This is a genomic window from Streptomyces sp. NPDC027663, from assembly GCF_055566415.1.
In genome coordinates this window covers 275,669-289,284 of the sequence record NZ_JBVHSK010000006.1, presented here as the reverse complement: position 1 = coordinate 289,284, position 13,616 = coordinate 275,669, and the positions used below count along the sequence as shown (strand labels likewise).

At 72.3% G+C, this 13,616-nt stretch carries 12 protein-coding genes; 4 read left to right on the top strand and 8 right to left on the bottom strand.

The window, feature by feature from the left end:
• The first annotated feature begins 59 nt into the window (after positions 1 to 59).
• A complete protein-coding gene (locus tag ACZ4SF_RS19125; protein ID WP_468385982.1) occupies positions 60 to 1,439 on the top strand; it encodes a CehA/McbA family metallohydrolase in 1,380 nt (459 codons plus the stop codon).
• A gap of 91 nt (positions 1,440 to 1,530) precedes the next feature.
• Here the strand turns inward: ACZ4SF_RS19125 and ACZ4SF_RS19120 are convergent, their stop codons facing one another.
• Complete coding sequence (locus tag ACZ4SF_RS19120) at positions 1,531 to 2,043, bottom strand: PadR family transcriptional regulator (protein ID WP_468385523.1); 513 nt, start codon at positions 2,041 to 2,043, stop codon at positions 1,531 to 1,533.
• Between the two features lie 104 nt (positions 2,044 to 2,147).
• Between ACZ4SF_RS19120 and ACZ4SF_RS19115 the strand changes: the two genes are divergently transcribed.
• The 3 genes from ACZ4SF_RS19115 (at position 2,148) to ACZ4SF_RS19105 (ending at position 4,187) form a co-directional block, all read left to right on the top strand.
• Positions 2,148 to 2,708, top strand: a complete 561-nt coding sequence (locus ACZ4SF_RS19115; protein ID WP_468385521.1) for a hypothetical protein — start codon at positions 2,148 to 2,150, stop codon at positions 2,706 to 2,708.
• 155 nt (positions 2,709 to 2,863) lie between these two features.
• Positions 2,864 to 3,259: a nitroreductase family deazaflavin-dependent oxidoreductase gene (locus ACZ4SF_RS19110; protein WP_468385518.1), complete on the top strand. Its 396-nt coding sequence runs from the start codon at positions 2,864 to 2,866 to the stop codon at positions 3,257 to 3,259.
• A 34-nt stretch (positions 3,260 to 3,293) separates the two neighbouring features.
• The gene (locus tag ACZ4SF_RS19105; protein WP_468385515.1) at positions 3,294 to 4,187 is read left to right on the top strand and encodes a YwqG family protein; all 894 of its coding nucleotides are present in this window, start codon (positions 3,294 to 3,296) and stop codon (positions 4,185 to 4,187) included.
• 49 nt (positions 4,188 to 4,236) lie between these two features.
• Here the strand turns inward: ACZ4SF_RS19105 and ACZ4SF_RS19100 are convergent, their stop codons facing one another.
• The 7 genes from ACZ4SF_RS19100 to ACZ4SF_RS19070 form a co-directional block, all read right to left on the bottom strand.
• Positions 4,237 to 5,688, bottom strand: a complete 1,452-nt coding sequence (locus ACZ4SF_RS19100) for an aldehyde dehydrogenase family protein (RefSeq protein ID WP_468385512.1) — start codon at positions 5,686 to 5,688, stop codon at positions 4,237 to 4,239.
• Positions 5,685 to 7,490 carry an N-acyl-D-amino-acid deacylase family protein gene (locus tag ACZ4SF_RS19095; protein ID WP_468385510.1) on the bottom strand — a complete coding sequence of 602 codons (1,806 nt, stop codon included), beginning with the start codon at positions 7,488 to 7,490 and terminating at the stop codon, positions 5,685 to 5,687. Before ACZ4SF_RS19095 ends, ACZ4SF_RS19100 begins: the two co-directional genes overlap by 4 nt.
• A 13-nt stretch (positions 7,491 to 7,503) precedes the next feature.
• The gene (locus tag ACZ4SF_RS19090) at positions 7,504 to 8,622 is read right to left on the bottom strand and encodes an LLM class flavin-dependent oxidoreductase (RefSeq protein ID WP_468385508.1); all 1,119 of its coding nucleotides are present in this window, start codon (positions 8,620 to 8,622) and stop codon (positions 7,504 to 7,506) included.
• Between the two features lie 97 nt (positions 8,623 to 8,719).
• Positions 8,720 to 9,490 (bottom strand): SDR family NAD(P)-dependent oxidoreductase, encoded by a 771-nt coding sequence (locus ACZ4SF_RS19085; RefSeq protein ID WP_468385505.1) that lies wholly within the window; start codon positions 9,488 to 9,490, stop codon positions 8,720 to 8,722.
• A gap of 9 nt (positions 9,491 to 9,499) precedes the next feature.
• Positions 9,500 to 10,453 carry an LLM class F420-dependent oxidoreductase gene (locus ACZ4SF_RS19080; protein WP_468385502.1) on the bottom strand — a complete coding sequence of 318 codons (954 nt, stop codon included), beginning with the start codon at positions 10,451 to 10,453 and terminating at the stop codon, positions 9,500 to 9,502.
• 141 nt (positions 10,454 to 10,594) lie between these two features.
• Entirely contained in the window at positions 10,595 to 12,079 is a 1,485-nt protein-coding gene (locus tag ACZ4SF_RS19075) for a VCBS repeat-containing protein (RefSeq protein ID WP_468385500.1), read from the bottom strand.
• 128 nt (positions 12,080 to 12,207) lie between these two features.
• Positions 12,208 to 13,446, bottom strand: coding sequence for an amidohydrolase family protein (locus ACZ4SF_RS19070; protein ID WP_468385498.1), 1,239 nt, complete (start codon positions 13,444 to 13,446; stop codon positions 12,208 to 12,210).
• Between the last annotated feature and the right edge of the window lie 170 nt (positions 13,447 to 13,616).

The following is a 13,616-nucleotide window of genomic DNA, read 5'->3' as shown; positions in this document are numbered from 1 at the left end:
GCCGCAAATCGGTACTGTCCCGCGCCCCTGTGGTGCCTTACGTTGAGGGAGTGACGACGATGCGCGGCACCCTTCCCGCGGGCTCCCCCGACTACGTCTACCTCCCGGTCGAAGTCCCCCCCGGCACGGCCGAGTTGAAGGTCACCTACACCTACGACAAGCCCTCCGTCCCGCCCGGCACACCCGGCAACGCCCTCGACATCGGGCTCTTCGACGAGCGCGGCCACGAACTGGGCGGCCGGGGCTTCCGGGGCTGGTCGGGCGGCGCCCGGACGGAGTTCTTCGTGCGGGCCGACGAGGCGACACCCGGCTATCTCCCCGGACCGCTGCGTCCCGGCACCTGGCACATCGTGCTCGGGCCCTACACGGTGGCGCCGCAGGGGCTGTCGTACGAGGTCACGGTCACGCTGACCGCCGGGGAGAGCGGGAAGGCGCCCGCGCCGGTGTATCCGCCCTCCCGGGCGCCGGGCCGGGGCTGCGCCTGGTACCGGGGCGACTGCCATCTGCACTCCTGGCACTCCGACGGCCGCCGCACCCCGGCCGAGATCGCGGACCTGGCCCGGGCGGCCGGGCTGGACTTCATCAACAGCTCCGACCACAACACGAACGCCTCGCACGCCCACTGGGCCGACGCCGCGGGCGACGACCTGCTGGTGCTGCTCGGCGAGGAGGTCACGACCAGGAACGGTCACGTCCTGGCGCTCGGCATCGAGCCGGGCACCTTCGTCGACTGGCGTTACCGGGCCCGGGACAACCGCTGGGCCCACTTCGCGCGGGCGGTCCGCCGGGCCGGCGGTCTGGTCGTACCGGCCCATCCGCACGCCACCTGTGTCGGCTGCGGCTGGAAGTTCGGGTTCGCCGAGGCCGACGCCGTCGAGGTGTGGAACGGAGCCTGGACGCCCGACGACGAGGTGACCCTGGCCGCGTGGGACGCGCAGCTCGTCGCGTCGGTGCGGGACGGGCGGGCGTGGCTGCCGGCGATGGGCGACAGCGACGCGCACCGCGATCCGGACGTGGTCGGGATGCCGCAGACGGTCGTCCTGGCCGACGAGCTGACCAGGGAAGCCATCCTGGAGGGGCTGCGGGCGGGCCGCTCCTACGTGGCCGAGTCGAAGAGTGTCTCGCTGTCCTTCTCGGTGACGGCCGAGGGCGGCGAACAGGCGGGCATCGGCGAGCGGTTGGCGGTCGCCCCCGGCACCACGGTGACCGCCCGGCTGGAGGTGTCCGGCGCGCCGCGCTGCTCGGTCCGGTTCGTCACCGACCAGGGCGTCCTGTTCACCGGCGAGCCGCTGCCCGTGTCCGGCACGGGCACGGTGGAGTGGCGGACGACCCCTGCGTACGCGGCCTACGTCCGGGCGGAGCTGCGGCACGAGACGGCGGCCGGACCGGTGCCGGGGGTGATGGCGGCCTTCACCAACCCGGTGTTCCTGGGACGGTGAGGCGGGCACCCCCCGGCCGCACGCCGGCCGCCCCGCGCCCTGATCCTCGCCACCGACCCCGTGTGATCCGGCGCCTCGCGCCGCCCGGCCGCTACCCGATCTGCTCCACGGCCCACTCGGCCCACTCCTGCCGCATCGCGTTGAAGCGCAGGCCGTACTCGAGGGTGATCCGGCCGTGGACCGAGAGGTTGTCGTCGTCCCAGTCGATGGAGTCGGCGAGCTGCCGCAACTGCTCGTGTTCCGTACGGGACATCTCGATCAGGCCGGTCAAGTAGGCGCGTGCCTGGGCGGGTTCGAGCACGCCGAGGAAGAAGACCCGCAGCAGGATGTCGCTGCGGGTGTTGCGCTGCGGCCGGGTCTCGGTCAGCCACTGGCGCAGTTCGGCCATGCCCGCGTCGGTGAGGGCGTACTCCTTGCGGCCGCGGGGGCCCTCGGCGGCCACGGTGATCAGCCCGGAGCCCGCCAGCTTGGTCAGCTCGGTGTAGATCTGGCTCTGGGTCGCCGGCCAGACGTTGACCAGCGACGTGTCGAACGTCTTCAGCAGGTCGTAGCCGCTGGCCGGACGCTCCGACAGCAGGCCGAGCAGTGCGTGTCTGAGGCTCATACCACCACCTTACCTTCCAGTATTGACATGTCGAGGGTTGACCTTCTAGTTTTGACATGTCGAAACAGGAACCATCCTGTGGACCGGACCGATCGGGGGATCCCATGTCGTACCTGCGCACCTTCCTGCCGTGGATCGTCTTCGCCGTCTTCCCCTCGGGGGACTGGCAGTGGGGCGCCCTGGCCGCCCTGGCGGTCTCCGCCGTACTCATCGCCCGGGAGAAGCGGTCGGGCTCCGGGTTCGACGCCCTCGTCATCGAGACGGGCTCCGCCGTCTTCTTCGCCGTCCTCGCGGCCGTCGCCTTCGCCGATCCGCACTCGGGCGTGCACGACTACTCCGCCGCCCTCTCCTCCGGCACCCTCGCCGTCATCGCCGGCCTCTCGCTCGCGGTCGGCCGGCCGTTCACCCTGGGGATCGCCAAGCGCACCACCCCGCGCGAAGTCTGGTCCCTCAAGCCGTTCGTCCGGACCAACGTGATCATCACCGGTGTATGGACCGCCGCGTTCGCCCTGACGGCCGGTGCCCTCGCCCTGGTCGCCCACGCCGGACAGGGCCACTCGACGCCCGCCACCCTGATCCAGGTCGCCGGCTTCGTCCTGCCGATGGTCTTCACCGTCCGCTACGTCGCCCACGTCCAGGCGAAGGCCGCGCAGGTGACCCGCTGACCACCGTCCCGGCCCCCCGTTGCCGACATCACGGAGGCGCGGGAGGCTGCACGCGTCCGCACACGACCGTGGACGCGTCGCACACCCCGCACGGGCCGCCACAGCATCCCCGCAGCGCGCAGTCCGTGCCGCGGGAGAGCAGGAGAACCGGAGACATGTCAGGCCGCGCCGACCGCAAACACCGCATCGTGACCCGCTTCCAGCGGCACCTCGCCAACCCGCTCAACCGGCGGCTGCCGTTCCAGACCCTGCTGGAGACCACCGGCCGCAAGTCCGGCCTGCCCCGGCAGACCCCGGTCGGCGGGCGCCGGGTCGGGGACTCCTTCTGGCTGGTGTCGGAGTTCGGCCTCAGGTCACAGTACGTACGCAACATCCAGGCCCGTCCCGAGGTACGCGTCCGCATCGCCGGCCGCTGGCACCACGGCACCGCCCACCTGCTCCCCGACGACGACGCCCTGGCCCGGCTGCGCGCCCTGCCCCGCTTCAACAGCGCGGCCGTACGCGCGTTCGGCACGGACCTGCTGACGGTCCGGGTGGACCTGACGGACTGAGGGGCCGGCCCGGCGGGTCTGCGACACTGCGCGCGTGACCCTCACCACCGCACCCTCCGCCGTCGACCCGGCCGTCGACTTCCCGGAGCTGGCACCCCACGCCCGCACCACCGTCCGGCTGCATCCGCGGCGCGGCACACCCGGTCCGCGCGACAGCCACATCGGGGGTCCGCTGTGGTGGCCGGCGGCCGAGCCCTGGCCGGAGTGCACCGGGCACAAAGACGTCAACGGCCGCCCGAAAGGGCCGTACCCGCTGGTCGCGGTGGCCCAGTTCACGGCGGTGGACTTCCCCGGGATCCGGTTCCCGGCGGGCACCGACCTCGTCCAGCTGCTGTGGTGCCCCGACTGGCACGACCAGCCGCACCCGGAGGGCTGGGGCCAGGGCTGCCGGCTGGTCTGGCGCCGGGCCGCCGACGTGACCGATCCGCTCACCCGGCAGCCGGATCCGGAAGAACACTGGGCCTACGACAGGGACATGGTCCCGCGCGCGTGTGTGCTGCACCCGGAGCGGCTGACCGAATACCCGTGGCACGAGGAACTGCCGGCGGGCCTGGCGGAGCGGTTCGAGGCCTGGCTGGACGAACGGGAGCTGCCCGACGACGTCTCGGTGATCCCCGGCTGGAAGCTGGGCGGCAGCATGGGCTGGGGCGTCACGGACATGCCCCGGCGGCTCGACTGCGGTGCGTGCGGGGCGCCGCTGGAACTGTTCCTGCAGTGCGACACGTGCGAGTACGAGCCTGGCCCCTTCGGTCCCGACGGCATGCCGCACCGCTTCCGGCCCCTCGAGGAACGCCACCTGGAGCCGCGCACCGAGCAGGAGAACGCGGCCCGCGAACCGACCGGCATGATGGTCGGCCGGGGCGGTCACGCGGGCCTGTACACCTGCTCGGCGGATCCCCGGCACCCGGCGTCGCTCTTCACCCAGTGACCCCGCGCGGCCGGTGCCCGGGGTCAGCGGTCCGCTCACGGCGGCGGACTCAGCCCGGCCAGACGAGGGCCTGGACCTCGCTGTAGGCGTGCAGGGCGTACACGCCCACGTCCCGGCCGACCCCGCTCTTCTTGAACCCGCCGAACGGGGCCTCCATGTTGCGGCCGACCGTGTTGATGCCGACGCCGCCGGCCCGCAGCCGCCGCGCCACCCGGAAGGCGCGGGCCACGTCACCGGACCAGACGTAGTCGATGAGCCCGTAGTCGGAGTCGTTGGCGAGGGCCACGCCTTCGTCCTCGTCGTCGAAGGGGATCACCACCACCACGGGTCCGAAGATCTCCTCCCGGGCCACCCGCATGTCGTTGGTGCAGTCGGCGAGCAGGGTGGGGGCGACGTAGAACCCGGTCTCCGCCGGCGGCCGTTCCCCGCCCGCCACCACGGTGGCCCCTTCCTTGCGGCCGAGTTCGACGTACGACTCCACGCGCGTCCGGTGCTCGGCGGAGATCAGCGGCCCGACGACCGTGTCCGGCTCCCGCGGGTCCCCCACCTTCAGCCTGGCCGCGTAGGCGGCGAGTTGCTCGACCAGGGGCTCGTACACGCCACGCTGCGCCAGCACCCGGGTCGGTGCCGTGCAGATCTGGCCGCTGTAGAAGGAGAAGGTGGTGCCGATGCCGGCGACGGCCGAGGCGAGGTCGGCGTCGTCCAGGACGAGCGCGGCCCCCTTGCCGCCCAGCTCCATCAGCTGGCGTTTCATGTCCCGCCCGCACACCTCGGCGATGCGCTGCCCGACGGCCGTGGACCCGGTGAAGCTCACCATGTCGACGTCGTCGGACGCCACCACGGCCTCGCCCACCGAGACGTCCCGCCCGGAGACCACGTTCACCACGCCCGGCGGCACCCCGGCGTCCGCCAGGGCCTCGGCCATCCGGTACACGGACAGCGGGTCCTGCGGCGCGGGTTTCACCACCACCGTGTTGCCCATGGCCAGGGCCGGGGCGATCTTCCCTGCGGGGTTGGCCCACGGGTTGTTGTACGAGGTGATGCAGGTGACGACCCCGACGGGCTGCCGTACGGCGAGCGCCCCCATCACCCCGGCCTTCCCCATCGGCCCGGCTTCGTTGATCTGCGGGGCGACGGCCCACTCGGCGGGCTCCACGCTCGCGTACCGGCGGAAGCGGGCGGCGGCCACCCCGACCTGCATCGCGCGGGCGGTCGCGAGGGTCGCCCCGGTCTCGGCGCAGGCCAGGTCGGCGTAGGGCACCAGCCGGTCCCGGATGATCCCGGCGGCCCGCCCCAGCAGCTCCGCCCGTTCCCCGGGCCGGGTCCGCGACCACGCCCCGAACGCCTCCCGGGCCGCGGCGCAGGCCGCCCGCGCCTGCTCCGGCGAGGCCTGTGGGGCCCAGCCGACGGTCTCCTCGGTGGCCGGGTCGGTCACCGGGTGGTGTCCGCCGCCCGGCTCCACCCACTCCCCGCCGACGAACAGCCGCTGTCCCTCGCTCACCGGGTGCTCACCGTCCGCGTGTCCCGGCCGGACCGCAGCACCCGGCCCGGTACGGCCCCGGTCACCACGTCGTCCCGGATCGCCTCGACACCGTTGACCCACACGGCCCGCACCCCGAGCGCCCGCGAGTCCAGCCGGGGGCTGTCGCCCGGCAGGTCGTGCACCAGACGGGCCCGGCCCGCGTCGATCCGCTCCGGGTCGAAGAGAACGAGATCCGCGTGCCAGCCCTCCCGCACCTGCCCGCGCTCACGCAGCCCGAACAACCGCGCCGGGTCGCCGGTCAGCATCCGTACCGCCTGTTCGAGACCGACCAGCTTCCGGCCGCGCAGACAGTCCCCGAGGAACCGGGTGGTGTACGGCGCCCCGCACATCCGGTCCAGGTGGGCGCCCGCGTCCGAGCCGCCGAGCAGCACGTCCTCGTGCTGCCAGGTCTCGGCGCGCAGCGCCCAGGAGGCGGGGTCGTTGTCGCTCGGCATCGGCCACAGGACCGTACGCAGTTCGTCGTCGGCGCAGATCTCCACCAGGCAGCCGAAGGGGTCCTGGCCCCGCTCCCGCGCGATGTCCCGTACGACCCGGCCGGTCAGCCCGCGGTTGGCCTCGCTGTAGGTGTCGCCGATGACGTACCGCCCGAAGTCCGCCAGCCGCCGGAAGACCCCCGCCTCCCTGGACTCGGCGCGCCGCAGCATCTCGGCCCGGACGCCGGGGTCCCGCAGCCGGGCGATCCGCTCGGGAACCGGAAGCCCCAGGATCTCGCCCCAGCCGGGGATCAGGTTGAGCGCGCAGAAGGTGCCCAGCGACATGTTCATCGGCGTGAGGATCGGCATGGTGAGGGCCACCACCCGCCCGCCGGCCTTCCTGGCCCGCTCGCTCGCGCTGAGCTGCCGGGGCACGCGCTCCGGAACGGCCGCGTCGATGGTCAGGACGTTCCAGTTCAGGGGCCGTCCGGCGACCGCGCTCAGCTCCACGAGGAGGTCGATCTCGTCGTCGCTGAACTGGTCCAGGCAGCCGGCGACGATGGCCTCGATCTGGGTGCCCTCGTGCTCACCCACGGCCTTCGCGAGGGCCAGCAGTTCCGCGGGCCGCGCATGCCGGGAGGCCACGGGCTGCCCGTCCCCGTCGGAGTGGGTGCCGGACTGGGTGGTGGACAGCCCCCAGGCCCCGGCCGCCATGGCCTCGTGGAACAGCCGCAGCATCTCCCCGAGCTGCGCCTCGCTCGGCTGCCCCCCGACGGCCGCCGGCCCCATCACGTACCGCCGCAGCGCACAGTGCCCCACCATGAACCCGGCGTTGACGGCGATCCGCCCTTCCAGGGCGTCCAGATACTCCCCGAAGGAGTGCCAGGACCAGGGCGCCCCCTCCTCCAGCGCGACCAGGGACATGCCCTCGACCTTGGACATCATGCGGCGCGTGTAGTCGGCGTCCTCGGGGCGGGCCGGGTTGAGCGGCGCGAGCGTGAACCCGCAGTTCCCGGCGGCGACGGTGGTGACGCCGTGGTTGAGGGAGGGGGTGGCGTAGGGGTCCCAGAAGAGCTGGGCGTCGTAGTGGGTGTGGGGGTCGACGAAGCCGGGGGCGAGGACGAGACCGTGCGCGTCCTCGGCCGTACGGGCGTCTTCGGCGACCTCGCCGACAACGGCGATACGGCCGTCGCGTATGCCCACGTCGGCGGTGCGGGCGGGGGCGCCGGTACCGTCCACGACGGTCGCACCCCTGATGACGTGATCAAGCATGGGGCTCCCTTTTCGACTGCGGTGTTGAGAAGAGGGGCGCGGGGAAGTGCGCGGCCGGCCGCAGACGGCCCGCACCCCGCAACGGCGCTTACACAGCCGCCCGGAACCGGGACGTCCGGTGCACCGGATCCGTGTCGATCTTCGGGATCACGTGCTCCCCGATCAGCCGGATCGTCTGCAGCGTCTCCTCCTTCGGCACCCCCACCGGCAGCCCGAAGCTCAGCTGGTCCGCACCGGCCTGCTCCCACCGCTTGCACTGCCGCAGCACCTCGTCCGGGTCGCCGCAGATCAGCAGCTCCTCCTCGATGAGCAGCTCCACGAACTCGGGCGTGTACTCGGGCAGCGTCTCCGGCCACACCGGGAACCCCTCCGGCCGGGGGAAGGTGTCGTGGTACCGGAAGACCAGCGAGGGCAGGTAGTGCAGCCCGCCGTGCACCGCGATGTCGATGGCCTCGGCGTGGGTCGGGGCGCAGATGGCCGTGGTCGTGACCATCACGTTGTCGTTGACGAAGTCGCCGACCGGCTCCGCGTTCACGACCGCCGTCTTGTACTGCTCCAGCACCCACTCCATGTCGGAGACCTTCTGGATGCTGAAGCCGAGCACGCCGAGCCCCTTCTTCGCGGCCATGGCGTACGACGGCGGGGAGCCGGCCGCGTACCACATCGCCGGGTGCGACTTCCCGTACGGCTTCGGCAGGACCTTGCGCGGCGGCAGCTGCCAGTGCTTGCCCTGGAAGCCCGCGTACTCGTCCTGGAGCCACATCTTCGGGAACTCGGCGATGGTCTCCTCCCAGATCTCCTTCGTGTGATTCATGTCGGTGATGCCGGGCAGGAAGCCGAGGATCTCGTGCGATCCGGCCCCGCGCCCGCTGCCGAACTCGAAGCGGCCCTCGCTGAGGTGGTCGAGCATGGCGACCTTCTCGGCGACCTTGACCGGGTGGTTGACCTGCGCGAGCGGGTTGAAGATCCCGGAGCCCAGATGGATCCGCTCGGTCGCGTGGGCGAGGTAGCCGAGGAAGACGTCGTTGGCGGAGAGGTGCGAGTACTCCTCCAGGAAGTGGTGCTCGGAGGCCCAGGCGTACTTGAAGCCGGACGTGTCCGCCTGGATGACGTACTCGGTCTCCTCCATCAGCGCCTTGTGCTCGGCCAGCGGGTCGGTCTCGGCGCGCTTGCCCACGTATCCCTGTACAAAGAGCCCGAATTCCACGGCGGTTCACCGTCCCAAGTTTTCTGACGCATCGTCAGATCGGTTTGTTGGCCGACTGTGGCACCGGCCGTCGCGACCGTCAATAGCTGACGAGTCGTCAGATAACGCTGACCCCGGCCAGCCACCCGCCGTCGATCACGAACGGCTGCCCGGTGATGTACGAGGAGTCGTCCGAGGTCAGGAAGAGGGCCAGCCGGGCGACCTCCTCCGGCTGCCCGACCCGGCCGAGCGGCACGAGCTTGCGGTACAGCTCGTCCAGGGCCCGGCCCGTCTCCACCGGATCGGCGTCCGGGTCCAGCCGGGCCGGGTTGGACATCGCCGTGTCGATGGCGCCCGGGCAGATGGCGTTGACCCGTATCCGCCGGCCCGCCAGCTCCAGCGCGGCCACCCGGGTCAGCCCGAGCACCGCGTGCTTGGTGGCCGTGTACGTGCCCACGGCCGCCATTCCGGTGAGCGCCGTGTAGGAGGCGGTGTTGACGATCGTCCCGCCGTCCGCCAGCTCCGGCGCCACGGTCTTCATACCCAGGAAGCAGCCGACCTGGTTGACCTGCACGACCTGCATGAACTCCTCCAGCGGGGTGTCCACGAGGGCGTTGAAGCGGAGGATGCCCGCATTGTTGACCAGCCCGTCGATGCGCCCGTACGTCTGCTTGACGGTCCCGACGGCCCCTCGCCATCCGTCCTCGGTGCCCACGTCGAGATGGACGTACAGCGCCCCGATCTCCTTCGCGAGCGCCTCCCCCTGCTCGTCCAGCACGTCGGCGACGGCCACCTGCGCGCCCTCCGCCCGGAAGAGCCGCGCCTCCTGCTCACCCTGCCCGCGCGCCGCCCCGGTGACCAGGACGACCCGCCCGTCCAGCTTGCCCATACCGCCTCCTCAGTCCAGCCGGGGTGCGACCTCCGCCCCGAACAAGCCGATCTGCTCGATGAGTTCGGCCCGGCTCCGGCTGCGGAACCGCACCTGGATCTGGTCCACGCCCAGCGCCCGGTACGCCCGCAGCGACTCGGCGATCCCTTCCGGCGCCCCGGTGATCGTGCGCCGCCCGACGTCCCAGCCGGCCCGGCCGACGTACAGCGGCTCGGTGATGGCACCGACGGTGTACGCCCCGTCGAGACCGGCCTCCTCGCGCAGCCGCCGGATCCGGGCGATCTGCGCCGGCAGCCGTTCCCGCGGGTCCCCCTGCGGCAGCCAGCCGTCGCCCTTGAGTGCGGCCCGGCGCACGGCGGCGGGCGAGGACCCGCCGACCCAGAGGGGCACGTGCCGCTGGGCCGGCCGGGGCCGCTGGCCCAGGCCGGCGAAGTCGTAGAACTTCCCGTGGTGCTCCGGGAACTCCTCGGGCCCGAGGGCGGCCCGCAGCGCGTCGACCGCCTCGTCCAGCACGGGCCCGCGCCGTTCGAAGTCCACGCCCAGGACCTCGAACTCCTCCCGCACGTGCCCGGCCCCGACGCCGAGGACCAGCCGCCCGCCGGACAGGTGGTCCACGGTGGCGTACTGCTTGGCGGTGAGCAGCGGATGCCGGAGCCCGACGACGGCCACATGGCTGAGCAGCCGCACCCGCTCCGTGACGGCGGCGAGATGGGCGAGGGTGGCGACGGGGTCGTACCAGACCGTGCTCATCGTCGGTGCGAGCCGGCGCGGGATGGCGACGTGGTCGCAGCAGGCGACGTAGTCGAACCCCGCGCGGTCGGCGGTACGGGCGATCTCGACCAGGTCCGCGGGGCCGGCGGAGGCTTCCCAGGGCTCGGCGTAGATGGTGCTCTGGGACTGCACGGGGAGCTGGATGCCGTAGGCGAGGCGTTCCTGGAGGCGCTTCTCGGGCGAAACGGGCACGACGACCCCCTGTCTGACTGACGGTCCGTCAGGTCTGACATGACTCGCACATCGTCATGGCTGACGCCTCGTCAGACAAGGGGCAGCCCCGGCGGAACATGTCCGCCGGGGCTGTTGCTCGGGCGAGGCCCATGGGGTGTGTCAGCGAGCGAAGCCTTCGCCGAAGTGGGCGTCGGTGACGGGCGCGCGGAGGGTGGCGGGCCCGAAGGAGACCGAGCCGGAGGCGGTCGGGCCGCTGCTGGTGGAGCGGAAGCCCCAGACGGCGCCGTCATAGGTGTTCTCGCCGTGCGCGGCGACGTACAGCTCGGCGCGGCCGTCGTGGTTGGTGTCGGCAAGCGCGGTGTGCCCGCCGAAGAGGTCGCCCTTCTCGGCGGTACCGGGCACACCCGTGGTGTCCTGGGTGAAGGACGCGGCGCCGCTGCCGGTGAGGCCGGAGGCTCCGCCGCGCAGCACGGCCACGCCGCCCGCCGAGGCGACCGTGCCCACGGCCTCACCCGGGGAGCCGACGGCGACGTCCGCGTACCCGTCGCCGTTGACGTCCCCGACGGAGATGCCCAGGCCGAAATCGTCGCCGTACTCGGACACTCCGGGCACACCCGCCGTGTCCTGGTTGATCACCGTCGTACGGGAGGCGTCGGGCCCGCTCGCCGAGCCGTACACCACGCCGACCTGCCCGCCGAGGAGCGCCGGGTCGCGGGAGTCCTCACCGTGGCCGTCGACAGGGCGCCCGATGAGGAGGTCGGCGTACCCGTCCTTGTCCACGTCGCCGATGCCGAGGCTGGAGCCGCCGGGCACGTTGGTTCCGTCGGTCTGCTTCAGGGCGACCGGGGCGCTCAGCCCCTGCCGGGTGCCGTGGAGGTAGGCGACGCGGTAGCCGATGCCCGGCCCCTCCTCGTCGTAGGTGTGGATGAGCCCGACGAGGTCGGTGATGCCGTCGTGGTCGACGTCCCCGGCGGCGACGTCGTCGATGATGAAGCCGGCGTCTTCGTAGCCGGGGTCGAAGGCGATGTCCGCGGAGGCCGCGGCACCGGAGGTGCGGGTGAACGGACCGGTCAGCAGATGGTTGTCCGTGGCCACGTCGAGCCGGCCGTCGCCGTTGAAGTCGCCGACGGTGGCGTGCCGGGGCTTGACCTGGTCGAGCATGGCGCCGGTCGCCACGACCTTGCCGCCGGACAGCCCCGCCTTCCCGCCCCAGACGACGGTCAGGGTGCCCGCCTCCTGCACGGACCCGACGTCCTCGCTCGGGGCGCCGACGACCAGGTCCGTGCACCCGTCGCCGTCCAGGTCGCCGAGGGACAGGCCCCAGCCGAACCAGTCGCCGGTCTCGGCGGCGCCGGGTATGCCGGCCGTGTCCTGGCTGATGAGCTGCCGGTGCGTGGTGTCCAGCCCCTTCGAGGAGCCGTACACGACGCTCACGTACCCCGCACGGGCGTACCCGCCGACCGTGGCCCAGGGGGCGGCGACGGCGAGGTCCGTGTACCCGTCGCCGTTGAAGTCGGCACGCACGCTCTGCGCCCCGGCACTCGCCGTACCTGCCGCGTGCGCGCTCACCGGGCCGACGACGGCTCCGGCGACGGCCACGGCGGCCACGAGTCCGAGGCGGGAACGAAACCTGCGCTTGCTCATGTGGAACCCAACTCCTGCAGTGGAAGCACTTGCCCGACGCAGGAGTCAAGATCCTCCCGCCGTCGCCCGGTACGACTCCCCTGGTGGTGGCAGGGTTGCCCTGGAAGACGGCGGGTGTTTCCAGATCGTCAACCGGCGCCGCCCCCGGGCCACAGCCCGTCCTTCGTCAGCCCCAGCAGCTCGACGGCGTTGCCGCGGACGATCCGCTCGACCACGTCGGCCGGCAGGTGCCCCATCTGGGCCTCGCCGACCTCCCGGGACTTGGGCCAGGTGGAGTCGGAGTGCGGGTAGTCGGTCTCGTACAGGACGTTGCCGACGCCGATGGAGTCGAGGTTCCTGAGCCCGAAGGCGTCGTCGAAGAAGCAGCCGTAGACGTGCTCGGCGAACAGCTCGGACGGCGGCCGGCTGACCTTGTCGGCGACCCCGCCCCAGCCCCGGTTCTCCTCCCAGACGACGTCCGCGCGCTCGAGGATGTACGGGATCCAGCCGATCTGCCCCTCCGCGTACATGACCTTGAGGCGGGGGAAGCGCTCGAACTTGCCGCTCATCAGCCAGTCCACCATCGAGAAGCAGCAGTTGGCGAAGGTGATGGTGGAGCCGACGGCGGGCGGGGCGTCGGCGGAGGTGGACGGCATGCGGCTGCTGGAGCCGATGTGCATGGCGACGACCGTGCCGGTCTCGTCGCAGGCCGCGAGGAACGGGTCCCAGTCGTCGGTGTGCACGGACGGCAGCCCGAGGTGCGGGGGTATCTCGGAGAAGGCGACGGCCCGGACGCCGCGCTCGGCGTTGCGCCGCACCTCCTGTGCCGCCAGCCCGGGGTCCCACAGGGGGATGAGCGTGAGCGGTACGAGCCGGCCGTGCGCCTGGGGCCCGCACCACTCCTCCACCATCCAGTCGTTGTAGGCGCGGACGCAGAGCAGGGCGAGGTCCTTGTCGGCCGCCTCGGTGAACGTCTGGCCGCAGAAGCGGGGGAAGGTCGGGAAGCAGACGGCGGACTGCACGTGGTTGACGTCCATGTCGGCGAGGCGGGCCGGCACGTCGTACGACCCGGCCCGCATCTGCTCGTAGGTGATGACCTCGAGCCTGACCTCGTCCCTGGCACACCCGACGGCGGTGTCGAGGCGGGTGAGCGGGCGGTGCAGGTCCTCGTACACCCACCAGTCGCCGACCGGGCCGTCCGTGCTGCCGGGATCGCCCATGACGGGCTTGAACCGCCCGCCCAGGAAGGTCATCTCCTTCAGCGGCGCGCGCACGATCCGGGGCCCCGCGTCCCGGTACCTGCGTGGCAAACGGTCCTGCCACACGCCGGGAGGCTCCACGGTGTGGTCGTCGACGGAGATGATCAGCGGGAACTGTGTGGTCTCCATGCCGCTCACGGTAGCGCTGATCTGACGACCCGTCAGCTATCGTTCCCGGGCAACCGGTGTGCGAAGACCGTGTGAGGGCCTTGTGGACCGCCGGCCGAGCCCTGTGATCGGCGTCTCGCACGGCTGACGCAACCGGCCGGAACAAGGCAAACTGACAGGGTTGTTCGTGA